Origin of the sequence: Spirosoma sp. 209, from assembly GCF_002006735.1 — a bacterium.
Taxonomy (GTDB): Bacteria; Bacteroidota; Bacteroidia; order Cytophagales; family Spirosomataceae; genus Spirosoma; species Spirosoma sordidisoli.
In genome coordinates, this window is the sequence record NZ_MVEC01000003.1 from 398,696 (window position 1) to 423,392 (window position 24,697).

General features: G+C 52.4%; 41 protein-coding genes and 1 tRNA gene. 13 read left to right on the forward strand and 29 right to left on the reverse strand.

Annotated features, from left to right (window positions below; genetic code table 11):
• Positions 1-79 precede the first annotated feature (79 nt).
• The 4 genes from B1C80_RS07460 to B1C80_RS07475 all read left to right on the forward strand — a co-directional run bounded on the left by B1C80_RS07460 (position 80) and on the right by B1C80_RS07475 (position 4,170).
• Positions 80-343: a hypothetical protein gene (locus B1C80_RS07460; protein WP_077920431.1), complete on the forward strand. Its 264-nt coding sequence runs from the start codon at positions 80-82 to the stop codon at positions 341-343.
• A gap of 193 nt (positions 344-536) precedes the next feature.
• Complete coding sequence (locus B1C80_RS07465) at positions 537-3,302, forward strand: hypothetical protein (RefSeq protein ID WP_077920432.1); 2,766 nt, start codon at positions 537-539, stop codon at positions 3,300-3,302.
• A 31-nt stretch (positions 3,303-3,333) separates the two neighbouring features.
• Positions 3,334-3,645: a hypothetical protein gene (locus B1C80_RS07470; RefSeq protein WP_077920433.1), complete on the forward strand. Its 312-nt coding sequence runs from the start codon at positions 3,334-3,336 to the stop codon at positions 3,643-3,645.
• Positions 3,646-3,837: 192 nt separating this feature from the next.
• On the forward strand, positions 3,838-4,170 hold the full coding sequence (locus B1C80_RS07475) for a hypothetical protein (protein WP_077920434.1): 333 nt from the start codon (positions 3,838-3,840) through the stop codon (positions 4,168-4,170).
• Between the two features lie 64 nt (positions 4,171-4,234).
• Here the strand turns inward: B1C80_RS07475 and B1C80_RS07480 are convergent, their stop codons facing one another.
• A complete protein-coding gene (locus B1C80_RS07480; protein ID WP_077920435.1) occupies positions 4,235-4,456 on the reverse strand; it encodes a hypothetical protein in 222 nt (73 codons plus the stop codon).
• A gap of 57 nt (positions 4,457-4,513) precedes the next feature.
• The gene (locus tag B1C80_RS07485; protein ID WP_139361607.1) at positions 4,514-5,038 is read right to left on the reverse strand and encodes a hypothetical protein; all 525 of its coding nucleotides are present in this window, start codon (positions 5,036-5,038) and stop codon (positions 4,514-4,516) included.
• A 169-nt stretch (positions 5,039-5,207) separates the two neighbouring features.
• Here B1C80_RS07485 and B1C80_RS07490 point away from each other — a divergent pair, with 169 nt between their 5' ends.
• The 7 genes from B1C80_RS07490 (at position 5,208) to B1C80_RS07530 (ending at position 9,477) form a co-directional block, all read left to right on the forward strand.
• Entirely contained in the window at positions 5,208-5,582 is a 375-nt protein-coding gene (locus B1C80_RS07490; protein WP_077920437.1) for a hypothetical protein, read from the forward strand.
• 353 nt (positions 5,583-5,935) lie between these two features.
• The gene (locus B1C80_RS07500) at positions 5,936-6,136 is read left to right on the forward strand and encodes a hypothetical protein (protein ID WP_077920439.1); all 201 of its coding nucleotides are present in this window, start codon (positions 5,936-5,938) and stop codon (positions 6,134-6,136) included.
• Positions 6,137-6,283: 147 nt separating this feature from the next.
• Entirely contained in the window at positions 6,284-7,576 is a 1,293-nt protein-coding gene (locus B1C80_RS07505; RefSeq protein ID WP_077920440.1) for a hypothetical protein, read from the forward strand.
• A gap of 19 nt (positions 7,577-7,595) precedes the next feature.
• Positions 7,596-8,018: a hypothetical protein gene (locus tag B1C80_RS07510; protein WP_077920441.1), complete on the forward strand. Its 423-nt coding sequence runs from the start codon at positions 7,596-7,598 to the stop codon at positions 8,016-8,018.
• Positions 8,019-8,307: 289 nt separating this feature from the next.
• Positions 8,308-8,565 (forward strand): hypothetical protein, encoded by a 258-nt coding sequence (locus tag B1C80_RS07520; protein ID WP_077920443.1) that lies wholly within the window; start codon positions 8,308-8,310, stop codon positions 8,563-8,565.
• Positions 8,562-8,915: a dATP/dGTP diphosphohydrolase domain-containing protein gene (locus B1C80_RS07525; protein ID WP_077920444.1), complete on the forward strand. Its 354-nt coding sequence runs from the start codon at positions 8,562-8,564 to the stop codon at positions 8,913-8,915. The genes B1C80_RS07520 and B1C80_RS07525 overlap by 4 nt, the downstream gene beginning before the upstream one ends.
• Entirely contained in the window at positions 8,875-9,477 is a 603-nt protein-coding gene (locus B1C80_RS07530; protein ID WP_077920445.1) for a hypothetical protein, read from the forward strand. The genes B1C80_RS07525 and B1C80_RS07530 overlap by 41 nt, the downstream gene beginning before the upstream one ends.
• Before the next feature lie 31 nt (positions 9,478-9,508).
• Here the strand turns inward: B1C80_RS07530 and B1C80_RS07535 are convergent, their stop codons facing one another.
• From B1C80_RS07535 to B1C80_RS07650, 27 genes are all read right to left on the reverse strand, one after another.
• On the reverse strand, positions 9,509-9,706 hold the full coding sequence (locus B1C80_RS07535; RefSeq protein ID WP_077920446.1) for a hypothetical protein: 198 nt from the start codon (positions 9,704-9,706) through the stop codon (positions 9,509-9,511).
• A gap of 13 nt (positions 9,707-9,719) precedes the next feature.
• A complete protein-coding gene (locus B1C80_RS07540) occupies positions 9,720-10,115 on the reverse strand; it encodes a hypothetical protein (protein WP_077920447.1) in 396 nt (131 codons plus the stop codon).
• Between the two features lies 1 nt (position 10,116).
• Entirely contained in the window at positions 10,117-10,350 is a 234-nt protein-coding gene (locus tag B1C80_RS07545; protein ID WP_077920448.1) for a hypothetical protein, read from the reverse strand.
• On the reverse strand, positions 10,347-10,652 hold the full coding sequence (locus B1C80_RS07550) for a DUF4326 domain-containing protein (protein ID WP_077920449.1): 306 nt from the start codon (positions 10,650-10,652) through the stop codon (positions 10,347-10,349). Before B1C80_RS07550 ends, B1C80_RS07545 begins: the two co-directional genes overlap by 4 nt.
• 479 nt (positions 10,653-11,131) lie before the next feature.
• Positions 11,132-11,260 (reverse strand): hypothetical protein, encoded by a 129-nt coding sequence (locus tag B1C80_RS28870; protein ID WP_255376566.1) that lies wholly within the window; start codon positions 11,258-11,260, stop codon positions 11,132-11,134.
• Positions 11,261-11,329: 69 nt separating this feature from the next.
• A complete protein-coding gene (locus tag B1C80_RS28375; protein ID WP_161492727.1) occupies positions 11,330-11,467 on the reverse strand; it encodes a hypothetical protein in 138 nt (45 codons plus the stop codon).
• A 14-nt stretch (positions 11,468-11,481) separates the two neighbouring features.
• Positions 11,482-11,907 (reverse strand): MarR family transcriptional regulator, encoded by a 426-nt coding sequence (locus B1C80_RS07565; protein ID WP_077920452.1) that lies wholly within the window; start codon positions 11,905-11,907, stop codon positions 11,482-11,484.
• Positions 11,904-12,290 carry a helix-turn-helix domain-containing protein gene (locus tag B1C80_RS07570; RefSeq protein ID WP_077920453.1) on the reverse strand — a complete coding sequence of 129 codons (387 nt, stop codon included), beginning with the start codon at positions 12,288-12,290 and terminating at the stop codon, positions 11,904-11,906. The genes B1C80_RS07565 and B1C80_RS07570 overlap by 4 nt, the downstream gene beginning before the upstream one ends.
• Before the next feature lie 44 nt (positions 12,291-12,334).
• Entirely contained in the window at positions 12,335-12,484 is a 150-nt protein-coding gene (locus B1C80_RS28380) for a hypothetical protein (RefSeq protein WP_161492728.1), read from the reverse strand.
• Entirely contained in the window at positions 12,481-12,918 is a 438-nt protein-coding gene (locus B1C80_RS07575; protein WP_077920454.1) for a hypothetical protein, read from the reverse strand. The genes B1C80_RS28380 and B1C80_RS07575 overlap by 4 nt, the downstream gene beginning before the upstream one ends.
• A gap of 182 nt (positions 12,919-13,100) precedes the next feature.
• Entirely contained in the window at positions 13,101-13,397 is a 297-nt protein-coding gene (locus tag B1C80_RS07580) for a hypothetical protein (RefSeq protein WP_077920455.1), read from the reverse strand.
• A gap of 259 nt (positions 13,398-13,656) precedes the next feature.
• Positions 13,657-14,019: a hypothetical protein gene (locus B1C80_RS07585; RefSeq protein WP_077920456.1), complete on the reverse strand. Its 363-nt coding sequence runs from the start codon at positions 14,017-14,019 to the stop codon at positions 13,657-13,659.
• A gap of 87 nt (positions 14,020-14,106) precedes the next feature.
• Entirely contained in the window at positions 14,107-14,421 is a 315-nt protein-coding gene (locus B1C80_RS07590; RefSeq protein ID WP_077920457.1) for a hypothetical protein, read from the reverse strand.
• Positions 14,418-14,750, reverse strand: a complete 333-nt coding sequence (locus B1C80_RS07595) for a hypothetical protein (RefSeq protein WP_077920458.1) — start codon at positions 14,748-14,750, stop codon at positions 14,418-14,420. The genes B1C80_RS07590 and B1C80_RS07595 overlap by 4 nt, the downstream gene beginning before the upstream one ends.
• 222 nt (positions 14,751-14,972) lie before the next feature.
• Positions 14,973-15,143, reverse strand: a complete 171-nt coding sequence (locus tag B1C80_RS28385; RefSeq protein ID WP_161492729.1) for a hypothetical protein — start codon at positions 15,141-15,143, stop codon at positions 14,973-14,975.
• Positions 15,144-15,159: 16 nt separating this feature from the next.
• Positions 15,160-16,008, reverse strand: coding sequence for a class I SAM-dependent methyltransferase (locus B1C80_RS07600; protein WP_139361609.1), 849 nt, complete (start codon positions 16,006-16,008; stop codon positions 15,160-15,162).
• Position 16,009: 1 nt separating this feature from the next.
• A complete protein-coding gene (locus tag B1C80_RS07605; RefSeq protein ID WP_077920460.1) occupies positions 16,010-16,264 on the reverse strand; it encodes a hypothetical protein in 255 nt (84 codons plus the stop codon).
• Complete coding sequence (locus B1C80_RS07610; protein WP_077920461.1) at positions 16,261-16,485, reverse strand: hypothetical protein; 225 nt, start codon at positions 16,483-16,485, stop codon at positions 16,261-16,263. The genes B1C80_RS07605 and B1C80_RS07610 overlap by 4 nt, the downstream gene beginning before the upstream one ends.
• The gene (locus B1C80_RS07615) at positions 16,482-16,724 is read right to left on the reverse strand and encodes a hypothetical protein (RefSeq protein ID WP_077920462.1); all 243 of its coding nucleotides are present in this window, start codon (positions 16,722-16,724) and stop codon (positions 16,482-16,484) included. The genes B1C80_RS07610 and B1C80_RS07615 overlap by 4 nt, the downstream gene beginning before the upstream one ends.
• A gap of 116 nt (positions 16,725-16,840) precedes the next feature.
• Entirely contained in the window at positions 16,841-17,221 is a 381-nt protein-coding gene (locus tag B1C80_RS07620; RefSeq protein WP_077920463.1) for a DUF3127 domain-containing protein, read from the reverse strand.
• Between the two features lie 25 nt (positions 17,222-17,246).
• Positions 17,247-17,361: transfer RNA gene (locus B1C80_RS28275), tRNA-OTHER, on the reverse strand.
• A gap of 343 nt (positions 17,362-17,704) precedes the next feature.
• Positions 17,705-18,460, reverse strand: a complete 756-nt coding sequence (locus tag B1C80_RS07625) for a hypothetical protein (RefSeq protein ID WP_077920464.1) — start codon at positions 18,458-18,460, stop codon at positions 17,705-17,707.
• Positions 18,461-18,489: 29 nt separating this feature from the next.
• The gene (locus tag B1C80_RS07630; protein WP_077920465.1) at positions 18,490-18,885 is read right to left on the reverse strand and encodes a hypothetical protein; all 396 of its coding nucleotides are present in this window, start codon (positions 18,883-18,885) and stop codon (positions 18,490-18,492) included.
• Positions 18,886-19,298: 413 nt separating this feature from the next.
• On the reverse strand, positions 19,299-21,176 hold the full coding sequence (locus B1C80_RS07635; protein ID WP_077920466.1) for a BT4734/BF3469 family protein: 1,878 nt from the start codon (positions 21,174-21,176) through the stop codon (positions 19,299-19,301).
• Positions 21,176-22,054: a helix-turn-helix transcriptional regulator gene (locus B1C80_RS07640; protein ID WP_077920467.1), complete on the reverse strand. Its 879-nt coding sequence runs from the start codon at positions 22,052-22,054 to the stop codon at positions 21,176-21,178. The genes B1C80_RS07635 and B1C80_RS07640 overlap by 1 nt, the downstream gene beginning before the upstream one ends.
• A complete protein-coding gene (locus B1C80_RS07645) occupies positions 22,054-22,329 on the reverse strand; it encodes a hypothetical protein (RefSeq protein WP_077920468.1) in 276 nt (91 codons plus the stop codon). Before B1C80_RS07645 ends, B1C80_RS07640 begins: the two co-directional genes overlap by 1 nt.
• An 11-nt stretch (positions 22,330-22,340) precedes the next feature.
• Positions 22,341-22,616 (reverse strand): hypothetical protein, encoded by a 276-nt coding sequence (locus tag B1C80_RS07650; protein WP_077920469.1) that lies wholly within the window; start codon positions 22,614-22,616, stop codon positions 22,341-22,343.
• A gap of 112 nt (positions 22,617-22,728) precedes the next feature.
• Between B1C80_RS07650 and B1C80_RS07655 the strand changes: the two genes are divergently transcribed.
• A complete protein-coding gene (locus B1C80_RS07655; RefSeq protein WP_077920470.1) occupies positions 22,729-23,328 on the forward strand; it encodes a hypothetical protein in 600 nt (199 codons plus the stop codon).
• A gap of 760 nt (positions 23,329-24,088) precedes the next feature.
• Positions 24,089-24,637, forward strand: a complete 549-nt coding sequence (locus B1C80_RS07660; RefSeq protein ID WP_236648674.1) for an AraC family transcriptional regulator — start codon at positions 24,089-24,091, stop codon at positions 24,635-24,637.
• Positions 24,638-24,697 lie beyond the last annotated feature (60 nt).

The window sequence follows — 24,697 nt, forward strand, 5'->3', positions numbered from 1 at the left end:
ACCTCAATCTACAAAATTTAATTGGCTTAATCAATTGATTGTGTGTATATTATGGTAGAAACAAAAGCTAAACAAAGTCATGACTGAACACGAAAAATTACAGCAGATCAATGACCGCTACGCAGCGGCAACGGGCATTCCTAACGAAGCCTTTGTATTGAAAAACTCGCTGGGCTGTTACACCGTAGAGGTGTCGCTAAAGACGCTTGATTTCTATGGGTACGGTACGCCAATTACACTCGGACGCTTGGATTTCGGGCGGGGGATGTTCACAGAACACTTCACGCTGGAAGAGTTTGAAGCTATTGAAAAGGAACGCAACCAGGCCAAATCATGCAAGTAGCAAAGTGGGTAAGTATCAACGGGGGTTCAACGTATGAGTACCGCATTGAACACAGCCCCAATGGGATCAGGTTTGATTGTGGGTATAACATCGGCGCATCCAAGCGCGCCCGCAACCTACGACCCGACACCAGTAAACAGGCTAAATACAGCCAACGGCGCGCCCACTAACACCCCCGCTTTATCCAACTAACATGAACCGTAACTTGCTATTTGCCCTCTGCCTGCTCACCCTGCCTATCGCGGGGTGGGCGCAGAACAATCAGCCGCCCAGGCTCGCGGGCAGTCACTACCCCGGCACGCCCTACAGCTTCACCGTGGCGGTCGTCAACACCGGCGCGCCCGTAACCCTGACCGCCGTTGCCAGTACCGCGCAGTCGCTGAGCAAAGGGCTGCTTACTTCTGCCGATCAGCCGACTGTTACGCTGGTCGGCAACACGGGAACGATTAGCTGGTCGGCCCCGCAAACATCGCGCATTGCGACCAAATACGGGCGGGTGTGGGTGACGCTGCTGGCCAACACGACAGCGATCGGCGCGGGCTGGTTCGAGTTCGTAGCCAGCAACCGGGCGGTAAATTCATCTGACGCGGTGAGTACCATTCGCGTAACGGGGGGTATCAGCCCGGCCGAGCTAAGCGCGGTGACGGGGCCGCTGAGTGCGTCGGTTGCTCAACTGACTACGGGGCTGAACGGCAAACTATCGGTGTCACTGTTCGATAATTTCACGGCGACCCAGAACACGACCAATACGAACCTGACCCTTTCGCTGAGTCAGAAGGCCGCGCAAAGCAGCGTCGATGCATTGAATACAACAGTAGCCGGACTGGCCACGGGTGTACAATCCGCTACGGCACAGGCCGCTACGGCGCTCACGGCCGCACAGAGCGCCACCGCTACGGCACAATCGGCTCTGACGGCAACGCAGGCTAATAGCGTAGCGATCGCCAGCTTTCAGGCGACCTCGGCGGGTAGCGTGCTGGACGGCTCACTGACCCGCGCCAAACTCGATGCCAACCTGCAAAACGTGCTGAAGTCGGGGTCGAACCTGTTGGATAAAACGCTGCTGGTGAACGGCTCGGTCTGGGGTAACGGCAGCGGGTCGATCATTACCGACGCCAATACGACGGTCTACAAGCGCTATCCGCTGTTGCAGCTCAAGCCCAATACCACCTACACCCTGGCGGGTATCAATACGTCGTTTATGGGCTGGCTGGGCACATCTGGCGCGGCTGTGTCCAGGCTCAATACGATTGTCGGCGGGGTGCAGTACACGACGTTTACGTTCACGACCGACGCGACCAACTTCTACCTGCGTCTTAACCCCAGCAGCGTAGAAACGACGTTCCCCGGCAGCGTGGATAATACCATGATGCTGGTCGAGGGATCGACCGTTCCAGCGTCGTACATACCTTACCGGGCGGTCGAAGTCAACAGTGCCGTACTCTACCCACCCGTTGCGACAGCTGCGGAGCTATCGAGCGCGACCGCAACGGTAGCCGAAAACTCAGCGCAGATCAACTCTTTGGCGGGTGACTACAACAAACGCTACTCGTTCGGCAGCACGAGCGCGGTTAACCTGCCCGTATCCTACACGCTCAATAACGTAGGTGACTACATCGAATGGAATGGCGCGCTGGCCAGTACGGCGACCGCCCCGAGTGCGGGGCTGGGTTTGTTCGGTAAGTTCACGAGTGGCACCCTGTCTAACAAGCTGGGCTATTTTTCCGCTACCCAGGTCGGACTGCGGGGCGATGCGCTGGATACGTACATTACGTGGACGATTCCGGGCGGGGTGTACGAGACGAAAACCTACCGGCTCGAAGTGGTGTCGGGTGGCTGGCAGCTATCGGTGAACGGCGCGCCCATCTCAACCCAGGCCAAACCCAGGGCGCTAATCATCAATAACATCGGCAGTAGCTACAGTACCCCTTTCCTTGGTACACTCAACAGCTACGTGATCAGCACCTCAGCCGCGAGCACGACGGTAGTTAACCCCAAGACGACCAGCGGGGCGGTGAACGTAGCGGAGGTGCTGGAAAAAAAGCAAGACGGCACGTTTGCCGCTGGTCTCGCGCCCGTTTACGTAACCTACAATCCTACGGGCCTAGCCGGGCGGGAACTGTTTACCATCTACGTCAAGTACTCGCCCACCAGTTTATTCTACGCGGGTTATCAGGTCGCTCACGTGGTCGATACAGGCATCCGGGCGGACGTGTGGCGGATCTATCAGGCCGATCTTTACAAGTACGTCTCAGGGGCGATGATCGCTCAGGGGCGGGCGCTGCAAACGCAGGGCGAATCCGAATTTGTGTACCAGGTAGACGGCAAGACCGACGCGACATCGGGCTTCCACGGCGACGAAAAATTAACGTCAGCTTTTTTCTACATCGACGGGCAGCGGCTCACCTCGGGCCAGCTGGCCAGCGCGTTCACGCTCACGCCCGCGTCAGTCTTTCACTACGAACAGACGGCGAACATCTACCAGACCGATAACGTGACGGATGTCATTCAGGCCACGCACCGGAAAATTACGACATTCAACAATGCAGGCTACACGACCGACAATACCTGTTTGTTTTCAGCCAGTCCGGGTCTGATCGATGTGTGGTACTCGGGTATTTCATGCATCACCCTCGACCAGTCGGGCGTGTTTTACACGGAAAATCTGAACTACACGGTAGCGGACGGGGTGAGCGGGCCAAAGATTAACGAGGTCGGCCCGCGTGACGTGCGCTTTTTCAACGCTGCGACGGGGCTTTCCGCCCGCGTGAGCAGCACCATTACCCGCGCCGTCGTGGGGGGCGTTGACCGGACGGCCGAGTTCGACGCAGCGGGCTTTATTGAAATCTACGAATCGGCGGGTCTGCGCACCAAATACTACCGCAAGGCCCGAAACTTTACGCCCGTAGCGGGAGACCGGCTGCAATCCATCACCACCGTAACGCACTACATCCGTTAACGCCCATTCCAACTATATCCAACTAGAAACCATGAAGTCCATCGGAAATTTCTTTGCCGCCCTCTGGCTGCGCCTGGAGACCGACGCGCCCCCGTTTTTCAAGAAGTTGCAACGGGTCGCCAATTACCTGATCGGGTTCGCCATAGCCGCGCAGCCCGAAGTGGTCGCGTACATTAATTCCCTGCATCTGGTCGGTTTCACCGTACCGTCGTTCGTACATGACGTAGCGCGGGGCCTACTGCTGATTTCGCTAACGGGCCGCTTCTTCTCGTCCCTGCCGGTCGATCCTAACAGCCTGCCGAACCGCACGTACAAGCAACTCCGAGATCCCGACGCGAAATGAGAATACCACCCGGCCCCCACATTTTCGCCTTGTACGCGCTGCTGGCTTTCGCGGCTTACTTAGGTATCAGGCAGTACACAAGGGCGAACCGGCTCGAAGCCGCGAATGCTGCCCTCGTCCAGAAAAACGAACAACTCACCCGCGAGCGTGACCGGGCGCATAGCCTGGCCGACTCGCTAACCCGTAGAACTCATGCCCAACGCGAAACAATCAAGGCAGTATCGGCTGCTGTGCCTGACGCTGTGCGTACTGACCTCAACCGCCGTCTACTCTCAGAACTCCAACCCTGACAGTGCTTGTTACTCGGCGGCTGAGAACGCGGCCATTACGCGCTCGCTGCTGGAGTTGAAAGCCCTTCGGGAACAGATGCCACTGCTTGAAAAGTCGGTCGCTTACTATCAGGCGCAACAGGAATCCCTGCGTCCGACATTGGATCGATACGTGGAGAAACGACGTTTTCTAGGTATCGGCTCCCGCAAGGCCCGGCGCAAACTACGGGCCGAACTGCTGAGAATTGCTGAATAAAAAAAGCCCGGATTTACCGGGCCTGTTCTTTGACGTGTTGCGAGAAAAACTCACAGTTGACCCTTCAAACGAAGGTTTTCAACTTATCGTCCTGCTCTTTGTAGTATCGGATAGCCATGTTGGCAACAAAGCTGCGCCGACGAGGGCCGAACGAATCCAGCCACTGCACTAGGTCAGCATCGAGCGAAATGGCTATTTCCATCTTGGGATCTTCCTTGGGCTTGCGGCCCTGCCCACGCCCGGCACCACCTCTGCCAGTCGGCTTCTTATTTTCGTTATCTTGCATGGTGTTTTGTGCAACGCCCGGCAACTATGGACTAGATAGAAACCGGGCGTTTTTGATTTATAATATCTCCCCTTTTTCTATCTTGCCTTTGTACTCATAGCCGGATGCCGTCAGGGCAATCTCGTAATCTTGCTTCGATAGGTTGTGCCAATTTCCCGGCTTGGTTGATTTAAGAGCACGGACAACATCATTATCGTGATATTGAAACGTTAGGTCGTAGGTTCCATCCGGTAGGGCCTCAACGTAAGCACGGCGTAACACGGGTTGATCCTCCGTGTTTTTTTCGCCTAAATCCAGGACGTACAAGTCAAGGTCGCTAGGGGCCGTCAAGGGAGTAGCAATCATGGACCGACAAGCCTCAATAGCGGACAGCATTTCTGCTTTGTCATAATCAACTCCGAAATCGTCATCTGCCTTAAAAATGGTTGAGCCAACCCGACGAAGAAAAGATTCTGGATTTAAATGCTCCTCGTCAAACGAAGCCAGAAAATCAACACCCCCGCGTCGGACTTGGTAAGCAAAGAAAAGGCCGTCTTCGTAAGTAATGTACCCCTTTACGTTTTCGAATACTTTGGTAACCATTGTCTTGTGTGTTTTGTGCCCCATCGTTAGGGTGTATCAAAGGTACGCATACTTTTGATATTTCCAATAGTTTAATCAAAAATAAGAATTGAATTGAGTAAACGGTAGCTTTCTCGCAACACAATCCATTGCCAACAACCTAACCAATATTTCAAACTCACTCACCGTAATGCTTACTCTGCTTTTTCTTCTCCTGCTCAACGCAGACCCGCCTTCCGCCAACACGGACGCCAACGGCGCCCTATTCACCGTCGCCATTACCGCAGCCGTTACGGGCCTTGTTGGTATCGCCCTATCCCGGCTGCGCTGGGGTCGCTCCAAAGAAGAGGACGAACAATACAAGTCAATGATGCTATTCCAGCGCGACACCGAACGCCGGTTGGCGCTGCTCGAAGCGGAACAGCGCAATCAGGTGTCGGTGCTTAATGACCTCAAGTCGGACATGGGCGACATCAAGGAGACAGTCAGCGACATTCGACAGGCGCTGGCTAAGTTAACCGGCTGGGTCGAGTCCATGCAGAAACGCTCAACACGGGGCGGGTGATACGTGAAAATATCTACCTTTTTTCTTGCATAACTCGTTGACCTACTGTATATTATGGTAGAAACGAAACAGGGAAAGAAGATGAAAATAGTCAAAAGAATATGGTTCGGATTCTTAATGGTGGCCTCATCATTGATCGTGATTCTCCCCATTGGGATTCTGTGCGTTGCCTTTCATTGCCTGTCGCTGTGCTTCTTTGTTTTGGTCGATATGCTAACCAGCAAATCACACCCATCTGACGAGTATACATTACCCTTTGAGGGGGTCAGCGAAGACTGGAAATCGCTAAAGCGATACGCACAATCAGTTATTGGCGCAATCATGCTTATCTATCACGACCCTACAGAACGACCATGATGCCCGCTAACGAACGGCTGTTCCTGGTTGACCTCGGCTACTGCTGTTTCGGCATGGTATCCGTTGCCGGAACGGTCGTGATGGCCGCGCCCATTGCGAAGTGGATGCGGGGCAAAACACTCGCTGAGGTGAAGCCCTGGCTACTAGCGAAGAAAGCCCACGTAACCGAATGCTTTCCCGTACCCACCGCACTATGATCAACCTCTCCCGACCCCGCGACTACCGCCTGTTGTGGGTAGCCGCTATCCTGCTTATCACCGCCAATGTGATTATTTGGCGTCATCTCATCGACCCCGCACAATAGCGGGGTTTCTTGCTCACTCACTCACTCACCGGAACAACCTATGAAGCGCGCTTATCCAAGCCCATTCTATACCGAAATCGAACGCTTGTACACCGAAGCCCATGCAGCGGGCGAAAAACCGTTATACCTGGATATAGGCAAACAGGCGTTAACCACGTTGGGCATCCCGCAGGTCGGCAGCGATAAAGACCTCAGCTCGGCAGTAAGTGGCTACTTTCGCCGGGGCCGGGGGAAAGAGGTGGTGGCGTCAACCCGCGCCGAACGGTTAGCCGAAGCTCACCCGTTTCTGAAAGAGCAGTGCGACGCCATCGGCCTACCAATTGAAAAGACCGACCGTTACTGGACAAAGACCGGCGATGTGAGCGTGCTGACGGTAGTAGAGAAAGATCCGGTTATCGTAGGTTATGAGGAAATCAAACGGCAGATACTGGAAATGACATCGACGCACGCCCCGGCCTATCCGCTCATTAACCGCCTGCCCCTTAAAACGGAACACCTGTTTGTGGCGGACCCCGCCGACCCGCACTTTGGCAAGCGGGGACACGTGGAAGAATCGGGCGAAGAGTATAACCTGCGCATTGCTGAGCGGCGATTTTTGGAAGGAACGGAAGGGCTGATACAGAAGGCGTTACCGTACAACCCCGAGAAGATTGTGTTTGTCGGGGGTAACGATATAATGCACGTAGACAACCCCCAGAACACGACCACGGGCGGCACCAGGCAGGATACGGCCGCACTTTGGCACGAAAGCTACCTGTCGGCCCTCCGCGGCAACGTGGGGGCTATCGACCGGCTGTTAGAGGTTGCCCCGGTTCATGTAGCGTTTTGCCCAAGCAATCACGATTTCCAGTCTGGCTTTATGCTTTTTCAGAACCTGAAAGCCTGGTATCGGCATTGCCGGGACGTAACGTTCGACGCTACGATAGCCCCGCGCAAGTACGTTCAGTACGGCGCTAGTCTGATCGGTTTTGCGCACGGCGACGGGGCGAATGAGAAGGACTTGACCGACCTGCTTAAGAAAGACGCAAAGGCCGCGTGGGCGCAAAGCAAATACGCCTACTGGATATTACACCACCGCCACCACAAGGACAGGAAGGGGCGCAAAGGGTCGCAGACGATTCAGATGGAGAAAGACCACATCGGCGTAACGGTCATGCACACTGGCTATAATCTGGAGCCTGAAGATTACTGCCACGTCGAATACGTCCGCTCTATGTCGGGGCCGGATGCGTGGCATAACAAGTCCGGTTTTACGCACGCCCTTCAGAGTATGGAGGGATTTATCTTTGATCCCTATCAAGGGCAGGTAGGCAAAATCCACCATACTTTTTAACCGCCATAACACACAGACCATGAAAGATTTCCTTTATGATATACTAATAAGGCCGTTTTTGAACGGCGATTCATTCGGCTACTTCTTGGGCGTATGCATGTGGATATGCGTACTGCTGATGTTGGGTCTACTACTTATCGGTGTTCTGTACGTGGCGGATAACGTTGGGATGCCCGTAAAAGAGGGTAAGGGCGTTGTTATAGGCAAGCGCATTGCTCCTGCTCATACGACAACGACGTGGGTAATGAGCGGCAAGGTATTGGTACCTGTAATCACGCGCCATCCGACTGTGTGGTATCTTGATATACAAGTAGACGCGCAGACCGACGAAATGCATGTGTCTGAGGCCCGCTACAACAAAACACCGATAGGCAAAACGGTTCAGTGCAAATACGTTCTCGGGCGACTTTCTGAAGACCTTTATATCCGAGAAATTCGGTAGCAAACGCCTACTAATTTCCCCGCTAAACACTTGCACAAGTCGCTGATTTTGTGTAAGTTGAGGTATGAAGACAAAGGAAATACTGGCCAACGAATACGCTAGGTCTATCACAAAAAACGAGACTTACCGCAAGTATTTATTTGACTGCTATTGCCAAGCATGGGATGTCGCTTTGGATTGGGCGGCTGAGAATGCTCAGGCTTACATAGGCGTATCTGACGAGCCGTTAGTCTCTAAAGGATCCATACAAAAAGGCAAGACTGAGTAACACCCCACCGCAACCGCACCCATGAAACCCACCGCCCTACTTCTCTGCCTCCTCCTCGCTGCCCCCGCGACGGCGCAGGATACATGCTACGTCGCCCCGCCTTCCTGGCATGGGCACGACTCGCTGAGCGTCTACGAACGCCGGGAGCATGAGCGGCTTGTGGTGCGTAACGCGGAGCTGCAAGAGCAGAACGAGCGGCTGCAATCGGGCACTGGCCGGTTCGTCTTTCTCGCCCTGCTGATCGCCGTCGCAGCGGTCGCAAAATCGATGGTTAAATGACTGAATTAGGAACCCGCCACAACCAGGGTAAGCTACGCTGGACACTGATCGACTTTGCCGCGCTGAAGCCCATGGTGCAGGTATTGATGCATGGGGAGGGCGTGTATGGTACACACAACTGGAAAAAGGGATTTAAGGCGACTGATATTATCGACAGCCTACTGCGCCATATCTACGCGGTGCTGGGTGGGGAATTGATCGACCCGGATAGTAAGCTGCCGCACGTCGGACATATACTTGCGAACGCGATGTTTCTAAGCTACATGCTCCTGTTTCGACCCGATATGAATAACCTACCCAAGAACGAAGATGGAAACGATAGCACCCCCACCGCTCAACCTGACCGTTGACCTGCTCCGCGACTGTGGTGTTGGCGACATTGCAGCTACGCGGTTTATGCCGGTTCTGAACGAATTATTGCCTTACTACAGCATTGATACCCATTTGCGGGTGTCGCACTTTCTGGCGCAATGCATTCATGAATCGGCGGGCTTTACGGCCCTGCGGGAGTTCGCGTCGGGCAAACAGTATGAAGGGCGTAAGGACTTGGGCAATACTGAACGGGGCGACGGCGAGCGATTCCGTGGTAGGGGTGTTTTGCAACTGACGGGCCGGGCTAACTATACGGCGTTTGCTAAAAAGTTCGGCATCGACTGCGTGAACAATCCGGCGCTACTTGAAATCCCCCGTTGGGCGCTGGCGTCGGCGCTCGACTATTGGAACGTAAGGCGAATCAACCAATGGGCTGATAAAGACAATGTACTGGCGGTGTCGCAGATTATTAACCTGGGATCGATACCACGCCCCGGCTCGAAGCGGCAACGCATCCCAAACGGCTACGATCACCGCGTACGGGCGACGGAATGGTGCAAGGAAGTACTCGCGCCGGTTTTCTCAGACACAAAAAAATAGCCCGGTTTGTGGCCGGGCTGGGGGTTATGGCTTACGCACCAAAAAAAGACTCGATAACCCTTTCGGGTATAATGTAGCCAACCTCTTTTTTGAGGTGGTCAGCAAACGCACTGATTAGGTTCATGTTGCGCTCAGTGCGGGCCATTAGCTCATCGTCGGTTTCTTCGATTTCGGTAATGAAGTGGTCAATCATCTGATTGAATCCTTCCGGTTTTTCGTAGTCATTCATCTCGTCTCCCCGCTTACCGCCCGGTCGGCGTTGGTTTGATTTCCTTTCTGGCCAGCTCCAGCAGCAGCAGCCCGGCCGCTTCGACGGGTGAGGTGTGGCTCGTGAAATGTGCTGTCCGCCCACTCCATATGTGGTAGTAGTACATATCCCATACAAGCTGACCCCCTCGCTCTTCCGGGCCAATAATCAAGTCTGCCCCATCGCACAGACTCACCGACAGCACCGCCAGTAGCTCGACCAGATCCGGCGCAGGGACGATCTCGTTACCCGCAGCGCGCAGCGGCTCAATCTCGCTAGTCAAGCACAGCGGGGTTACGTTCCCTGCCGGGCAGTAGCTGTACTCGCTCGCAACCCGCACCCCGGCACCGCCCAGGGCGCGGGCGGTTTCGTAACTCAGGTGCTTATGCATGTCAATAGCGGGCGTTAGTCAGGCGAGCGTCTAACTTTTCATGTGCCGTGTGGTGCTTATCGTAGTCTACCTTGAGACGAGCAACCAGATCATTTCTTTGCCTTTCCAGCTCTTCTATCTCTTCGAGTTCAAAGTGGGCAGGGGTCTCCTCGTCAACAAGCGCTATGGCAAATGTTAGCACCTCATCTAAGTACCACGCCTTAATTTCAGCTTTGCTCAATTTCTTCCTCATCATCTGTTTAGTTTACTTTCCAGAATTTCCTTTATCACATCGCCGTGACAGGCTTTGGGTTTGCAGTAGCAAACGAGGTTCAGATTGCCCTGTTTCGCTTTGGCGTAGAGGCGGTTCAGCTCCGCACAGATGTTTACATCGCGCCGGGCAATAGCCGCGTTTATGTACAGTCTGTACAGTTCAATCACCCGCTCGCGGTCCGCTTCACCGTCCATCTTCGCCGGGTTGCCCAGCAAGGATGGCCTGCCGATATACACGTCATCGGCGGAGGGCTTGTGTTTGTGGCGGTTAACGACGGTGATCATAGCTATTTAGCGAACCAAGCCACATGTGTAGCGTCTTGAGGCTCGGAAGAAAATACCTCGTCGGTCGGACAGTACAGATTGTCCTGTACCCAATACCCGCTCCCGTCGTTTGTAGAAAAGCATTTGTCCTTATATTCCACTAGCCAGTCCTCTACGGTTAATACTAAGAGGTCGTCGTCTAACAAATCGCCTTCTGCGTTGCAAATATCCTGAGTGTATGTTCGTGTCATGTGTGTATTACTGATTCATGTAATCATAATCTCGCCTTTCGCACTTTCCATTGTGCCACATATCCCAATCTCGACTACCCTCTTTATAGGGGTTCCGCTTTGTGTGAGGTAACAGTCCTTGCTTAAAAGCAATCATGTCGCGCCGAGTCATCTTTAACCCATCTGCCATAATGCAAGCGTAGGTAACGTCTCTGCGCTTAACCTTTTGCTTGCTCATTAATCGTCTAAGTGTGGGTCTCATCGTCTGTTTTAGTTTTTCTTCTTCGCCTTGCGCTGATGCGCTACCCAAAAGTTCTCGAACGAAACGTAGAGGATCGCCCCGCTTACGGCCCCCGTCACAAACGGGAGTACGTGGTTGATTATGTCGGCTAGTGCCATACCCTTAATATACTCATTTACAGTGACTTTATCAAATTAATCAGATGTCGATGCAGTTCCGCGTTGGACTCAATAAGCGGCTCCTATCCCATACGGCGGATCGACTATAGCTAAGCTATATTGCTTATCCTTCATCTGCGCCATTGCCGCCATGTTATCGCCGTGAAAAATGCGGATATTGCCGGTCTGATATACTAGGTTGCTCATCGTGTTACGTGTGGTTAGGTGTTCTTGATTCGGTACTGTATCGGCTCGATCCGTCCCGACCGGCGTCGGGCTTCGATCAAGCCCCGATTGCGGAGCCTGCGGATGATCCTGGTTGAGTGGGACTTGCTGAGATTTAACTCTCGGGCTAAATCAACCGAGCTGCTAACGCGCTGCTCCCGAAACAGGCGCAAGGCCCGCACGGTAGCAGCTTCGGGCTTGCTGGCGTTATGCGCCGGGCAGTATCGGAACTGGTTGCGGTTGTCGATGCGAGGCAACTTCTCGACCAGTCCCCGCTCGACCAGATCCCGTACCACGTGCGCGGTATGGAAGTACGTGGCGTCAATCACTGCTGCCAACTCGGTAAGCCCCATCGCGTCAGGGTAGCGGGCGGTCAGCACAGCCAGTGCGCGAAGCTGGGTATGGGCGTAGAAGGCAGTCATGGCGTGGCGGTCTTGAGTCGGTAGAGTCGTTTGGTCTTGTGTCCCTTGCGACGGATCGTATCGATACGCCCCCGGCTCTTTAGCTCCCGCACGAGGTGATAGGCGTACGAGGGCGACAGATTAGCCGACTCGGCTATATCGTCTATTGTGCGCGGCTTTCGCTGTTGCTTCAGTGCATCGAACAGGCGGGTCAGCGCGGGACTTTCAACGGTCGCGTTATGCTCAGGGCAGTACGTGATGTAGCGCATGTTTTGCCTGCCGAACGTGCGGGTAACGAGACCGGCCTCGGCAAAGGCGATACAGATACGGGAAACGCTATGGTAGAAGATTCCCGTTTCGGCGGATAATTCAGCCAGCGTTTTCGGCTGCGGATAAGCCGCCATAAGCGCGTCTAATACTTTACGTTGGGCGACAGCGTTACGGGGTATCATCGCGGTATACCCATCAGGGCGGTGTATTGAGCCAGCAACCACCAGACAGCGTAGAACACCACGCCCCAGCCCAGCAGGGTTAGCGCGACGTTCACCGCCCGGTCGCTCAGGGCAACGCGGGCGGCAAGGGTGAGGAGTTTGTTCATAGTGTATAGTCTTTTGGAGGTTCGGGTAATAGCTGCCAGTGGGTAACAGGCGTGTCAGGTACACGGCATTCGTCTAGTAGCACCCACTTATCGTCAACATCCCACATGCCGGACGTGATATGTCCGTCTTCTTTTGGCAGGAATACCAACACGCCCAGGTTCTTAGGCGGCTTTTGAATTGACGCATCAGTCCACTCATCTTTTACTTTGAGCGCAAATCGGTGCGTGTTGAACGTGACATCGAAGAATGATTCACGCATCCAGCCGATAACCCGCTCCTTATCGCTAAGGCCCGCATCGGTAGCCCAATACGTCTCTTTAAAGTCAGTGTACCAATCCTGCTGATCTTCCTTCCAATCATCAGGATCATAGGTAGCCGCAGGCTCGAAAGCCAGGTTATCGTTTAGTATGTAGCAAAACAGGGGGAAGTTCATGTCTCTAACGGTTTTGGTTATACGTTCTCAAAAACGGCGCAACAATTACCCCGGACAGCCCGGTTACGGCAACGGCTACGGTCGCTACCGGCCAGCGGCTGTAGCACTGCCAGACGAGTAGCCCGGCCAGCAGCACGAGGGCGAACACGGGCAGCAGCAACACAGGGTGCGGAGGTCTGCGTCTAGCGGACATCCCCCTCCCCTTTCTCCCAGGCGGGCCAATAGCCGGGAAGCGCAAAAACGCGATCTACGGCGTTATCTTTTACGCGGGTGAGGAATCGTACCACTCGGGCCGCGAACGCGCGCCGTGGTGCATTTATGTGCGTCGGGCGGGCTTTCCAGCACGCGTGGTCCTGTCCGTGCTCGGGTGCGTACTGAAAACTGTACTCGAGTTTTCGCATGAAATCGTAGAGGTCGTGAACGTGTCCGGGCTGTTCCCGGCGCAGGGTGATTCGCAGGTAAGCGGCTAGTAGGGTCATGGTGTGGGGGTGGTTATTCTAAGTGGCTTTCGCAGGCTGTATCTGATGGCGCTATCCAAAACATGTAGTATTCACAGATGTGTCCATCCGGAATCCCTAGTTCAATATTCCGGCACGTCTCGCAGGTTTTACCCTCGATCTTTTCTAGTTCTTCGTATTTGGTTTCCATCTTGCGTATCGGGGTTTACGGCGCGGGGCACAAAAAAGACCGGGGCGATTGCTCCGGTCTTTTGCTATCCACACCTGAAAAAGTTGCTTACTAGGGAATCACCCGAACGCTAGTCGGCGTCCAGTACGTCAAGTCCTCATATACCTTGTTAATCTCTTGCGCAAGGGCATTAAGGGCCGTTTCTGGTATTAATTTAACCCTATCAATAACATCGAAACTTTCGTCGCTTATATCTTCGCGTCCTTCTACATAATCTTCGATTAACCCCCTGATTGTACGAGCGTCAATCGTGAACTTTACCGGCTCGGTTTCGCAAATCCAGTAGGCGAAATCGCGTAGATCCTCTTCATCTACATCATCGAGGTCCTCTACATAAGAATAACCATCTCTAATACAGAGACTAAACCCTTTGGCTAAAGCCTCATCTACGGTCATTGTTTTTTCCTCATTCATCGTGTCTCTATCGGTTAACGAGCGGAGAAAGAAAGAGCCGAAGCAATGCCCCGGCCTTTGCGAACTCCTCTCAAATTGTTGTGCGTGTTAATCGGCAGAGGCCAGTCGTTGTAACCTATCAATCTCCGCAGCGATAAGCGCGCCCGCTACGGTAAGTTGCCCGATGCGGTCTTTCTTTAGAATGTTGTTGTAGTAGTCGTCTTGCCCCCATGGCCATACATCCAACGGATATAAAGGCCCGGCGACAGTATTATACCGCAAGTCCTCATCCATTACTATGCAGGCTATAGCGGCTGTAGGTAATTCGCCATACGTATACGCGTCGTCGTGTTCCGGCGTCCATTCGTGTTTTGATGTGTGTTCTTCTCGCTCAATGGCGATTAATTCGGCTCCTGTTTTCATACTGCTTCGGGTTTTGCTCTTGCGTTCTCTTTCTCCTTGTACGCCTGCCACGCGGCAAGCAATCGCTGCACTTCCTCCCCGCTGGCCGTCTCTTCGGTTGTGGGGTAGTAAAAGCCCATGTGCGCGGGCCATTTCGTGGCGGGCCTGACGAGCGCGGCAATGACGGCGCGAAACTGCCGAAACGGTTCCCGCCGATCGGCGACCAGCTGCTGGCCAAAATCGCCCGGCTCCGTCAGCACGACGCCCGCTACCGTCTCGCGTTCGTAGCAGAAGTTGAGCACCGTGCCGATGGGCACGGCGGGCGCGTTGAGGTTAGGCGGGAGTGCCATGATTGGGGTACCATTTTGAGGTGTGCAATACCTGGTATCGTAGGCGCTCAACTTCCTTTTTAGTAAGACAAGCGTGAACCAAATCATCTTCAAACACAGCTTCAAGTCGCACAATAATGACAAGGTCGCTAGTGACGGACTTAACCATGCAGACTTCGGGCGGCCCCCAAAAGTTTGTTACAAAAACTTCATTAATCTTTGGCGCGGGCATATCCTTGCGTGTTAAGCGTTGAAAATATCCAGGCAATACTTCTCGCTGGCCGGGAAATACCCGTTTGCCCCGCCTAGTGCGAGGTGCCGGTAGGTCTGTTCGATACAGGCCCGGCCGGGCTGATAGCGAAGCACCGCACTAGCGGGTATGCCGGTGCGGGTTAAGTAATGTGCTAGGCTCATAGGTGTAGAAGGGGTGTTATACAAGTGATAGTTGACCTGCCTGCTTAGCGCTCGGCGGGGTGGCGGGGGCTGCCTGCTTACATGACTTACGGGCGACCAGCATCACGCAGCCAATATTCGTACCCTCGAAAATCGGATCGTCCTTGTCCGATTCGAGCAGGCGCATTTCCCACAACAGGCACCGCCCGTCCAGTCGATCCTGGAACGCCCGATCGTCGTAGAGCTTGGGGGACGTGATGCACAGCAGCAGCCCGCCTGGCACAAGCACGTCCAGCATCCTATCGATGTGGCGCTTTTCGTGCCGAAAGGGCGGATTAGCCAGTAGCAGATCAAACCCCGTCTCCGTGCCTTTCTCAAAGTCGTCACCCAGGTAGGTAGCGTTCATGCCGAGCCGCTTGACCTCCCGTTCGAGTATCTGCCGATTCTCAGGCATTAGCTCATAGTAGTACAGGTTGGTGTACCCTTCCAGCCGCAGCCGCTTGAGCAGGTCGCCCCGTCCGGCTGATGGATCGCCTACCTTTGCCGTCCGTACGTCATGCAGTTCCCAGGGGCGAATACCGCACTCCTGGGCGAACTGAAACAGGTTGTGACTTAGCCAGGCGGGGGTAGAAAAGTAGTGGTACTTACTATCCAGCTTGGTAAATACCCCCGCCCGAAATTCAGCCAGGCGTTCGGTGGGGTTGAACGGAAACCGCCAGGCTTGCACTGGCTTGACCCACTCCCCGCCCAGGTTCAGCAAAGGGCGGTAGACCTGTTCGGTATAGAGCTTCTTGGGTAAGGGCGTATCGGGGAGAAACAATAGGTGTCCCTCAACCCGGCACCCTGCCCAGAACTCGCTAAGTGATGGCGCGGCTGTGGTGTTCATATTACAGGCGCGAGTTGGCTTCGTCCTGAAGCATTTGCGGCAGGGCTAGATATACTTCAAGAGGCAGGCTGAGTCCGGACTCAGCCGATACCATATTCTTGAGTGCATAGGCGCAACTGGCTTTGAACGCTTGGTTTCGAATATTACGATTACCGACGTGGCTCATAACATCAATTGTTGCCCTTAGCTCGTCTATGTTCATAAGAGCCAGTCGCTCCCGTATTTCGGCTAGTTGCTTGCTGTAGTCTGCGCTCATGATGGTTCGTGCTGGATTCTGTGATTGAATACGCTACGCTGTTGTCCGCGTAGCATGATGATCGAGCGCGTTTTACCGTCTTTCTTGACGAACGACGTTTGGTGTTCAATGCCGTAGTCGTCGTAGATAATCCGGTCGCCAGCGCGGAAGGGTCGCCCGCTGCGTAGCTTCATGCCCACGCTACCGATAGCGGGCAGGTGGTTGGTGTGATTGGTTGTCATGGCTTTTGTCGGCTTAGGTGGTTAATGGCTGCGGTAGATATAATCTTGTAGTTGGGGCGTATGTCGCTATCAGCTATCTGCTGGATAATCTCATCCATCGTGTGCCGCGTCGGTTCCGCTTCAAGCTGAGCTATTTGCTCTCGTAGTGACCGCTTGAACTCACTTATCTGTTCAGGCGAGGGGTGAGTGTTGAAGCAAAGCCACGCTTCAGCTTCTTTGAGAAATTCGAGCGTTGTCATCTTGTCTGGTGTGTTATCTACGGGCCTGGAAACAGAATCGCCCCCGACACAGCCAGGGGCGATTACTCGTGATTCCTAAACCCTATACTACATGAAAACAAACTGAACTCTCAATATCAAAACGGTAGCTGATCGTCCTCATCATTCCCAAATGACCCGTTATGTACGGGATCTGGCTCAACCGTGCGTTGTACGGGCGGCTTCGCTTTGGGTGCGCCTACTTCTGAATCGCCCGCTGGCGTGATCTTATAGCCAGACACGGATGTAAAGTACCGTCCGTTATGCTCGCGGCTGGACAGGTCGAACGCCACAGTTACCTCCTGCCCCTTCTTGAGCTTCATCAAGTCGTCACCTTTGTCGCCCCAAAACTCGATAGCTACCTGTTTGGGGTATTGCCCCAGCGTTTCGATGACCATGCCGCGTTTAACGAGCGGGCCTTTCTTGCCTTCAATCGTCTCCTTCGGTAAACTTTTAAGCACTGTACCTGTAATTTCCATCGTGATTAGTCGTGTTAAAGATTAGCTGTTCAGGCTGGATTTGAACCAGCGACCTGCTGTCGAATTATCTCACTCATTGCCTTGCGTCAGACAACCTCACCGCGAGTTTTGCAACTGCTCTACCGCTGAGCTACTGAACAGTATATAATTATTTATTTCCTAGGTGCTGTGTCTGGGCTCTATACCAGTTTGCCTCGCCTGTCGGCCCCCTGCCGGGGCCATGTACGCTATGTCGTATCGCTCAGGCTTCAGTCTCAGGAGGGTGCAGCATTCGTGTCGGGTGCGCTTTCCGCCAGGGGTCGCCTGGGTCTATCCTCGTCTGAGCGTGTGTTGCTCTGTTTGATGATTCAAAGGTAAACAAACGTTTATAGAAATCCTAACAAACGTTTAAATATTAGTAAACATTTGTTAATAATTGATTTTTCGGTAGGCAACAAAAAAACCCGACCACAACGCAGCCGGGTTTTAAGCATTCAGTCTATGTTACGAGATTGATGTACTGAACTCGTATTCTACGATTCGCCGGTGGTGGGTGTCCTCGTAGACGCGTATCAGGTTGAATATCATTTCGCCGTCAGGCTTGTACGAAGCCAGTACTACTTTAGGCGGGTCGTTGGTAAACTTTACCTCAGCCTCTAAACCAGCCAGTACCGTAAATGGCGAATCGTAATAATCCAGGTTATTGAAATACTGATCGAGAAACGATTGCAGGTTACTGATGCGTAGGTGGTTAAATTCCCGCATCTCTTTCCTGTTTTTAGGCTGAACAATTTCAAGCGGGCGTACGGGTGGTGTTGGTATTTCAGGTAGCGAAAGTGCCATATTATTTTCATCGAATAACTTCGATTCAGTTATCGGCTCGCCATCTTTATTAAAGACGCTTTCATATAATCTTGCGGAATAGCCATACCCTGTTTCACTGATCGATTCGGCGGTGTGGTCCTCTTCAAACATTCTCAGCGAAACAACGCTCATACCAAGCGCACCAATAACTTTTTCCAAATCGGATTTATTAGTTACATCAATACGAAACCCATCCTTGACCGCTTCAAATTTTAAACCCCTTAATTCTCGCTCGGCTGGCGGATCGTTGGTGGTAATGTTAATAGCGTAGCTACCATTATTTGATTTCGTAACTACAAGCTGTAAAATACTATCATCAATAAAGTGCATCACGCACTCACTTTTTACGGGTGTATCGATCCCGTCTGAATCAAAAACACAATTGTACTGTAACATAGAATTACTGGTTTAACGTGAAAAACAATTTACAAATCCGTTATCACAATGACCATCATTTTAGGCCCGTTGCGCTTAATCTTTACCTGTTCATAGTGGCGCTCAACCAATACCTCGTTGGTATCTTCTGCGAGTACGCCCCGCCGTACTAGGGCATCAACAAGTGGCTTTGCCCCGCCCCGGTAATTGTCATCATCGAGGCTTTGGCCGGAACAGTGGCGGTATAGTTCGAGCCGTACCGGGCCTTTGTGCTGATTACGGGTTGCGGCTGCGATTAACCATTCAAACCTCTTTCGCAGGGATACCTCGACAAAGCGCCCATTCTTGCGTAGCAATTCGTTAAGGCTGGGGGTTACCTCATTTGGAATCACTATCTCGGTGCGCAGCTTGCCGTATGTGGATGGGGTCTCGTCGGCTATATTCATTTCTTGGCGGGCTTACTGAGTTGGATTTCTTTGGCGTTGCGGAGGTTGGTCAGGAGTTTAATTCATTCCGGATTAGGCTCCTGTTTTTCTTCTTCTGATTTAAGGTAATTATTGATACCTAGCAGGGTCATGCTCTCGAAGTTGGGGCGTTTAGTGGTGTTCATGGCCAATTAGTTTTTGGTGAGATTCGGGACAGATTACTTTGGCCACAGCTATCTTATTCCAAACTTTTGGGGCAGGCGGGAATAGCTCCCATAGGTGGCATAAATACCGCGGCACATGCACAACGGGCAGCGTAGAGGGCAGGGCGACTATAGCAACCGGCTCCGGCCGGGGTGGGGCTGGTTTAGCCGCGGGCGCGGGTGGTAGAGGTTCGGGCTGCTGACGGTAGCGGGATCGTAGTTGCATGGCTATTAGTTATTGTTCGCGTTGACGTGGTGCATGATAGCTACCTGGCTGAGTGGGCTTTTGCCGTCTTCGTAGTAGCGGTTGGTTTTGCGGTCGAATGTCCAGAACACACTACCCGGCGTACCGACGAGCTTCTGACGCTTAATCTTCTTGACGTGAATCTCTACGCTGGTGTCCTTTGGCTCCCGGCTCTGGTTAGGCCGGTAGACGCTGATAAAGTTGTCGGTCTTGTTGATCCACATGGCCCCGTTGGCGATGTCGTAGGCGTCTACTACGTCGTATTCCCCATCCTTGTTCTTCTGCATCGGCTTAGGGTGAGCCACGGTGATATAGCACAGTTGATGCTCACGGGCCATGCGTTGCCGGGTCGATACGAATACTTCCAAGTACTGATCGTCCCGCATCGAAAAGTCCCGGCTCAATTGGTTGAACGGGTCAATCAGAACACCCGCCAACCCGTGTTTCTGGTGGAGGTGAAGCATATTAGCCTCTACCTCTTCGATGGTGTGGGAGGTATCGGGGTAGATGAAAAAGAAGTGTTGCTGAATAAAGTTAGCCCCCTGCTCGTACTCGTCTAAGGTCATTTGCCCCTTATAAGTCGGATCGGTCGATTTACCGACGAGGGTATGAATCAGCGTATCGTAGAACTCATCGGCGGGGTACGACTCGGGGCTAAAGATGGCCCATTTCCAACCGGCGTAAACCGATTTGATAAGCATCATCTGCAAGATCCACTCGGATTTACCCGATCCCGGACGCCCCGAAAGCAGCGTGTGCTCGCCTTTTTTCCAGGTAAAATGTTCGTCAAGACCTTCGAAGTGGGTGGTTTCTCCGCGGGCTTTTCCCTTATGAAACCCCTCATCCATTAGCTCCCATACATCAGCCAGGTAGATAACCCCGTTGCGGGTTTCGGTCTTGGGGATGGGCTGCTCTTCCGGCGTCTGTTCGTAGATCGGCACCCGCTTCCCGTACTCGATCCCATCGCGGATGGTGCGAAAGGCTGTTTGTTTGTCATCGACATTGGCCTTGTTTTCAATCTCAGCCTCCAGCATTCGGATCGCTACCAGCTCATCGATAAGCCCCGCAGCTACGTAACCGCCAGCCAGCCGGGACGCCTTTAGTAACGTTTCGTGCTTTCCCCCATCGGCTGAGTTGCGAATCATGGCCGCGCACAGATTCAGCTTCCCGTAGTCGGTGCGGGTCGCCGTCTTGCCGGTAGGCGGGGGCGTGGGCCGGGCCTTATCTTCGGGGGCGATGTAGTCGGTGAATTCGGCAAATTCATCGCCTACCCAAATGTTTGGATCGTAGCTATCAAAGCATATACGGCTTTCGTTGCAGCTTGTCGAGTCCAGTACTTCAAACTCCCGCAGGATGGCCGCGTAATGGCCGCGGTGCTGCGATTTTACCGCGGGTATCCGGGCAACCGCCTTTACGCCCGTACCGGACGGCGATATGAACGCGCAGGCTAGATAGGGGTATTGTTGCAAGCTATCGCGGAACAGGCCCGGATTATCGATGTTTAGCGCGTAGTAGCCGGGCTTGTCCGGGCTTTCGATCAGCCGCGTTCCCTCATGGCGGGCCTGCCAATCGACGGCATCCCGAACGGGGTAGAATTTCTCGGGCTTATGGTCGAAGTCCAGCACGATAAAGCCCGAGTGTGAGGTCATGCTATCATCGTCCCGGCGCATGAACTGCCCTGAAAAACAGATGCAGGGCAATAGCTTTTTGAGCCGGGACGCTTCTTTTGGGTCGAGGCAAGTCCGTAATTCTTCGATCTTGGTTTTGATGGCCCCCGTTTTGATCCGCTCGACTACTTTTTCGAGGGTAACAAAAAATGGCTTATCGGTGTGGGCGAAATCGGCGAAGATGGTAAACTTATTCATCAGAAAGGTAAGGTTTGTGTAGTAGATGATTTAGGGCTGTTTGATCGGGCGTTAGCCAGGGCGGCTACTCGTTCCGGGTCGCGTAGGTCGCTGTAGGTTTCGGCGTTGGGATTTGGGGCGGCCCGTTGGGCAGGGGGGGGTTGGTTGTTACGTTGCCCGCGGTTGAGTCGCTGCTGATCTTCAGCGACGGCGGTTAGTACCCACTGGTTGATGGCTCCGTAGTCAGATGCGTACTTTTTGCCGTTGGCCAGTTTGTAGGCATCGAGCTTGTCGAGGCAGAGGTCGGTTATTTGTTGTCCGTGTTTTTCGATCAGCGTCGTGTATTCCTGTTCGGTCAGTTTTACCCGTTCCCGGTAGGCGGTTTTGTCTGACTTAACTGCCAAAGGAGTCCGGCGCGGCTTTTGCTTTTTCCGTATGGAAAAAGTTATCTGTTTAGAATTGGTTAGTAATGTGTTAGTAACTGGTATTGCTCTTCCCGTGGGGGAAAATGGAATTTCCCACAGGGTAAAATCCATTTTACTGTAGAGGGAAATGCATTTTACCTCCGGGGAAAATGGTATAGAAAGCAGTAAACAGCCTTTTTCGGTTAGTGCGTACCATTTTGTCCGGTCCATTTTCTTTTCGTTATAGTTGCCGGTCATGATGTACCCATCCTTTTCGAGCCGATCCAGTACGCCCCAAATTTCTTTTGGGCTGAGGTAGGGGTACTGCTCATTGAATGACTTCACCGTATTGTAAGTCCAGTAGTGACCATCGAAATAATGGCGCTTATTGGCCCGGTTTTGGTGGTGCCAGAACGAGAAGTGATTAAGAAAAATAGCCTCCCGTAACCCCAGCTTTTCAGCTACCGCCACGGAAAAAGAATGGGTCTGACTCATTACGGTAGTTGATTCAGCCGTTCGTGCAACTGCCGACGAACGGTGCCTTTCATCATGACATTTTCAAGCACCCATAACAGCCATGATTTATCGGTAATGGCCGATATGGGGGTGCCTTTGTACTTGCCGATGTAGCAAATAGGTTCGCTGTGCTGAGGTAAAAACTTAATGAACGATCCGCAGCTATTGCAGTCAGCCCGAATGTGCGGACCCGAATTGGATGTGCGATAGTCATCTACTGCCCCGCATTTAGGGCATTGAACGGTGTGGCTCATGTGTTAGGGAGTTAAGCGCCGATCAGTTGCCGAACCTCCTGGGTGGTGGCGGCTTGCAGGTCGTGGTTCACTTTGCGGTTCTTAACAACTTGCTTCACCGCGTCCCAGATAACCTCGTTATAGTCGGCTTCGGGGCTGGTCACCACTAAACGAATGTAACCCGGATCATAAACAATACCCTGCTCTAAGAGTACCGTTCGTACTTCTTGTGTGTACCTAGACCCTTTAATTTGGCCGTACAATAACTGTTTGGCCTCTGTGGAGTACTTTTTTGTTGTGGTTTTCATGATTCTTGTTTACGTTTGACAAACGTTTGTAAGGCCGATAGGCTGAACTCATTGAGCAAATATAAACAAACGTTTACGAAAGCGCAAACAAACGTTTAAAACTTTTTCACGTATGGAAATGAAAAAAGAAAGAGCCAGGGAAGCACTTAGTGTTTTTCTGAACTCTCAAAAAGGGGGATACAAAGCGGTCGCCGGGAAGATTGGCCTGTCCGATATGACCCTGTATCACATGATGGTGGGGCGCAACGAGGTTACGTTCAAAACGCTTCAGGCGCTGGCCGAACATTACGGCGACGAGTTCACGCCAACGCTTACGCAGGTCATGGGACTAAGGCCCGAAGATTTCCCGGTGCCGGATACCTTTGTTCCGGTTGAGCAGCTTAAAGAGAAAGAGGATCGAATTCAGCAGCTTCAAGAAGAGATCGCCCAACTCAAAGAGGAGATGAAGGAGATGAAAGCTGACTACCGGGAAATTGCCAGGGATTACAAGGAACTGGCGAAACTAAATTTTCTAACGCCCGTTCCTAGTATCACCCCTTACGAGCACGATCAGTTTCAGCAGGCACCCGTCGTCGTTAAGCGTAACCCGGTAGGCTTCGAGGTTGGCAATGTTAAGCCAGTCGTCAGTCAGTTGATCGGAATTATGCAGACGCTGGGGATCACTGAAGAGAACGGAACCTACGTAGTTCCAGCTCGCCAGATCAAGCCGTAAGGTAGGAATGGGCCACGCGGCTACGGGCCGTGTCGGTGGCAAACACGTGGGGTCTCCCCGCCAAACCACCAACCACGACAGGGAAAGACGCTGTAAGTGGTTGATACTCAAACTTAAATGGAAGTCCCGTCCGGACCGCCAACTAAGTCCTGATTCGAAAGAGTCAGGACTTTTTTTTGTTCCCTTGGGGCAAAGCGTTTTACATGGACCTCTTCCCCACCTTCGGGCATTCAACCTCAAGCGCCAGCCTTCTCTACTTCAAACTGGATCAGTCTCCCCAGAAGAGAGCAAACCGCTTTGGTCTGGGCAGTGTCGGGCTAAAGTCAACGTAAAAACAGTAACTATTTATTTAAAATCATATATTCACTTGTATTAACGTCTAAAAAACGCGTGATTACCGGTCACTTACGACTACTTATTTCACGCGTTGAGAAAGAGGGGCGGTAGGTGCCGTTGCTCTGCATTGTACGGTACCAGTTTTTTTTCACTACACCGTTCGTCGAATTTTTCCTATTCCTTTACTGGCCTCGTCGCATCCGTATCAAATAGCCAGCCGATCATACGCATTGACGGGCTGCTGTTGCCCACTTTATTATCCCACTTTTCGTATCAAAAAAATCTCCTGAAGACGCTATCTGTCCCGCAACGAGTTTGAACGAGCCCCTTCTGGCCAAATAGACATATTCATATACCTATCTATTAATTCTAAAGAAACGATCATCATTAAACCAAAAATGCCTTGATACTACATATCAAATTCATGGTTAGCCTGTGTTGCAAAAAAATAGTTCAGGCCGTTTTCGACGAACACAACATAGCTTACAAATCGATTGAATTGGGGGAGGTAGATCTTAAAAATCCCATTACAACAGAACAACGGGAGCAGTTAAAAATCGCCTTGCTAAAATCTGGACACGAACTGATGGCTGATAAGAGAGCCATATTAATAGAGCGAATCAAGACAGCTCTTATCTTCCTGGTTCGTGATGCGGAGCAACACCCCAAGATGAAACATTCGGACTATCTGGTTCAGCAGCTCGACTATGATTATACGTACCTGGCAAACCTATTTTCAGAAGTTACTGGTGTTACTGTAGAACATTTCATCATCGCTCACAGGATCGAGCGTGTTAAAGAACTTCTGTTGTATGATGAACTTAATCTTACTCAAATTGCCGAAAGTCTTAATTACTCCAGCGTAGGACACCTTTCAAGCCAGTTTAAGAAAGTTACAGGCTTAACGCCAACCTATTATAAGAAACTTAAACACAAAAAACGTATTATTTTAGAAGATGTGGGAATAGTATAAATCATATATATAATTATATAACAATAAACGCCCAAAAGGCGGACAGATTTGTATAACTAT

Excerpts from the sequence above, each read along its gene's own strand:
- B1C80_RS07460 (WP_077920431.1), top strand. The coding sequence starts at position 80 with ATGACTGAACACGAAAAATTACAGCAGATCAATGACCGCTACGCAGCG.
- B1C80_RS07465 (WP_077920432.1), top strand. The coding sequence starts at position 537 with ATGAACCGTAACTTGCTATTTGCCCTCTGCCTGCTCACCCTGCCTATC.
- B1C80_RS07470 (WP_077920433.1), top strand. The coding sequence starts at position 3,334 with ATGAAGTCCATCGGAAATTTCTTTGCCGCCCTCTGGCTGCGCCTGGAG.
- B1C80_RS07475 (WP_077920434.1), top strand. The coding sequence starts at position 3,838 with ATGCCCAACGCGAAACAATCAAGGCAGTATCGGCTGCTGTGCCTGACG.
- B1C80_RS07480 (WP_077920435.1), bottom strand. The coding sequence starts at position 4,456 with ATGCAAGATAACGAAAATAAGAAGCCGACTGGCAGAGGTGGTGCCGGG.
- B1C80_RS07485 (WP_139361607.1), bottom strand. The coding sequence starts at position 5,038 with ATGGTTACCAAAGTATTCGAAAACGTAAAGGGGTACATTACTTACGAA.
- B1C80_RS07490 (WP_077920437.1), top strand. The coding sequence starts at position 5,208 with ATGCTTACTCTGCTTTTTCTTCTCCTGCTCAACGCAGACCCGCCTTCC.
- B1C80_RS07500 (WP_077920439.1), top strand. The coding sequence starts at position 5,936 with ATGATGCCCGCTAACGAACGGCTGTTCCTGGTTGACCTCGGCTACTGC.
- B1C80_RS07505 (WP_077920440.1), top strand. The coding sequence starts at position 6,284 with ATGAAGCGCGCTTATCCAAGCCCATTCTATACCGAAATCGAACGCTTG.
- B1C80_RS07510 (WP_077920441.1), top strand. The coding sequence starts at position 7,596 with ATGAAAGATTTCCTTTATGATATACTAATAAGGCCGTTTTTGAACGGC.
- B1C80_RS07520 (WP_077920443.1), top strand. The coding sequence starts at position 8,308 with ATGAAACCCACCGCCCTACTTCTCTGCCTCCTCCTCGCTGCCCCCGCG.
- B1C80_RS07525 (WP_077920444.1), top strand. The coding sequence starts at position 8,562 with ATGACTGAATTAGGAACCCGCCACAACCAGGGTAAGCTACGCTGGACA.
- B1C80_RS07530 (WP_077920445.1), top strand. The coding sequence starts at position 8,875 with ATGGAAACGATAGCACCCCCACCGCTCAACCTGACCGTTGACCTGCTC.
- B1C80_RS07535 (WP_077920446.1), bottom strand. The coding sequence starts at position 9,706 with ATGAATGACTACGAAAAACCGGAAGGATTCAATCAGATGATTGACCAC.
- B1C80_RS07540 (WP_077920447.1), bottom strand. The coding sequence starts at position 10,115 with ATGCATAAGCACCTGAGTTACGAAACCGCCCGCGCCCTGGGCGGTGCC.
- B1C80_RS07545 (WP_077920448.1), bottom strand. The coding sequence starts at position 10,350 with ATGATGAGGAAGAAATTGAGCAAAGCTGAAATTAAGGCGTGGTACTTA.
- B1C80_RS07550 (WP_077920449.1), bottom strand. The coding sequence starts at position 10,652 with ATGATCACCGTCGTTAACCGCCACAAACACAAGCCCTCCGCCGATGAC.
- B1C80_RS28870 (WP_255376566.1), bottom strand. The coding sequence starts at position 11,260 with ATGGCACTAGCCGACATAATCAACCACGTACTCCCGTTTGTGACGGGG.
- B1C80_RS28375 (WP_161492727.1), bottom strand. The coding sequence starts at position 11,467 with ATGAGCAACCTAGTATATCAGACCGGCAATATCCGCATTTTTCACGGC.
- B1C80_RS07565 (WP_077920452.1), bottom strand. The coding sequence starts at position 11,907 with ATGACTGCCTTCTACGCCCATACCCAGCTTCGCGCACTGGCTGTGCTG.
- B1C80_RS07570 (WP_077920453.1), bottom strand. The coding sequence starts at position 12,290 with ATGGCGGCTTATCCGCAGCCGAAAACGCTGGCTGAATTATCCGCCGAA.
- B1C80_RS28380 (WP_161492728.1), bottom strand. The coding sequence starts at position 12,484 with ATGAACAAACTCCTCACCCTTGCCGCCCGCGTTGCCCTGAGCGACCGG.
- B1C80_RS07575 (WP_077920454.1), bottom strand. The coding sequence starts at position 12,918 with ATGAACTTCCCCCTGTTTTGCTACATACTAAACGATAACCTGGCTTTC.
- B1C80_RS07580 (WP_077920455.1), bottom strand. The coding sequence starts at position 13,397 with ATGACCCTACTAGCCGCTTACCTGCGAATCACCCTGCGCCGGGAACAG.
- B1C80_RS07585 (WP_077920456.1), bottom strand. The coding sequence starts at position 14,019 with ATGAATGAGGAAAAAACAATGACCGTAGATGAGGCTTTAGCCAAAGGG.
- B1C80_RS07590 (WP_077920457.1), bottom strand. The coding sequence starts at position 14,421 with ATGAAAACAGGAGCCGAATTAATCGCCATTGAGCGAGAAGAACACACA.
- B1C80_RS07595 (WP_077920458.1), bottom strand. The coding sequence starts at position 14,750 with ATGGCACTCCCGCCTAACCTCAACGCGCCCGCCGTGCCCATCGGCACG.
- B1C80_RS28385 (WP_161492729.1), bottom strand. The coding sequence starts at position 15,143 with ATGAGCCTAGCACATTACTTAACCCGCACCGGCATACCCGCTAGTGCG.
- B1C80_RS07600 (WP_139361609.1), bottom strand. The coding sequence starts at position 16,008 with ATGAACACCACAGCCGCGCCATCACTTAGCGAGTTCTGGGCAGGGTGC.
- B1C80_RS07605 (WP_077920460.1), bottom strand. The coding sequence starts at position 16,264 with ATGAGCGCAGACTACAGCAAGCAACTAGCCGAAATACGGGAGCGACTG.
- B1C80_RS07610 (WP_077920461.1), bottom strand. The coding sequence starts at position 16,485 with ATGACAACCAATCACACCAACCACCTGCCCGCTATCGGTAGCGTGGGC.
- B1C80_RS07615 (WP_077920462.1), bottom strand. The coding sequence starts at position 16,724 with ATGACAACGCTCGAATTTCTCAAAGAAGCTGAAGCGTGGCTTTGCTTC.
- B1C80_RS07620 (WP_077920463.1), bottom strand. The coding sequence starts at position 17,221 with ATGGAAATTACAGGTACAGTGCTTAAAAGTTTACCGAAGGAGACGATT.
- B1C80_RS07625 (WP_077920464.1), bottom strand. The coding sequence starts at position 18,460 with ATGTTACAGTACAATTGTGTTTTTGATTCAGACGGGATCGATACACCC.
- B1C80_RS07630 (WP_077920465.1), bottom strand. The coding sequence starts at position 18,885 with ATGAATATAGCCGACGAGACCCCATCCACATACGGCAAGCTGCGCACC.
- B1C80_RS07635 (WP_077920466.1), bottom strand. The coding sequence starts at position 21,176 with ATGAATAAGTTTACCATCTTCGCCGATTTCGCCCACACCGATAAGCCA.
- B1C80_RS07640 (WP_077920467.1), bottom strand. The coding sequence starts at position 22,054 with ATGAGTCAGACCCATTCTTTTTCCGTGGCGGTAGCTGAAAAGCTGGGG.
- B1C80_RS07645 (WP_077920468.1), bottom strand. The coding sequence starts at position 22,329 with ATGAGCCACACCGTTCAATGCCCTAAATGCGGGGCAGTAGATGACTAT.
- B1C80_RS07650 (WP_077920469.1), bottom strand. The coding sequence starts at position 22,616 with ATGAAAACCACAACAAAAAAGTACTCCACAGAGGCCAAACAGTTATTG.
- B1C80_RS07655 (WP_077920470.1), top strand. The coding sequence starts at position 22,729 with ATGGAAATGAAAAAAGAAAGAGCCAGGGAAGCACTTAGTGTTTTTCTG.
- B1C80_RS07660 (WP_236648674.1), top strand. The coding sequence starts at position 24,089 with ATGGTTAGCCTGTGTTGCAAAAAAATAGTTCAGGCCGTTTTCGACGAA.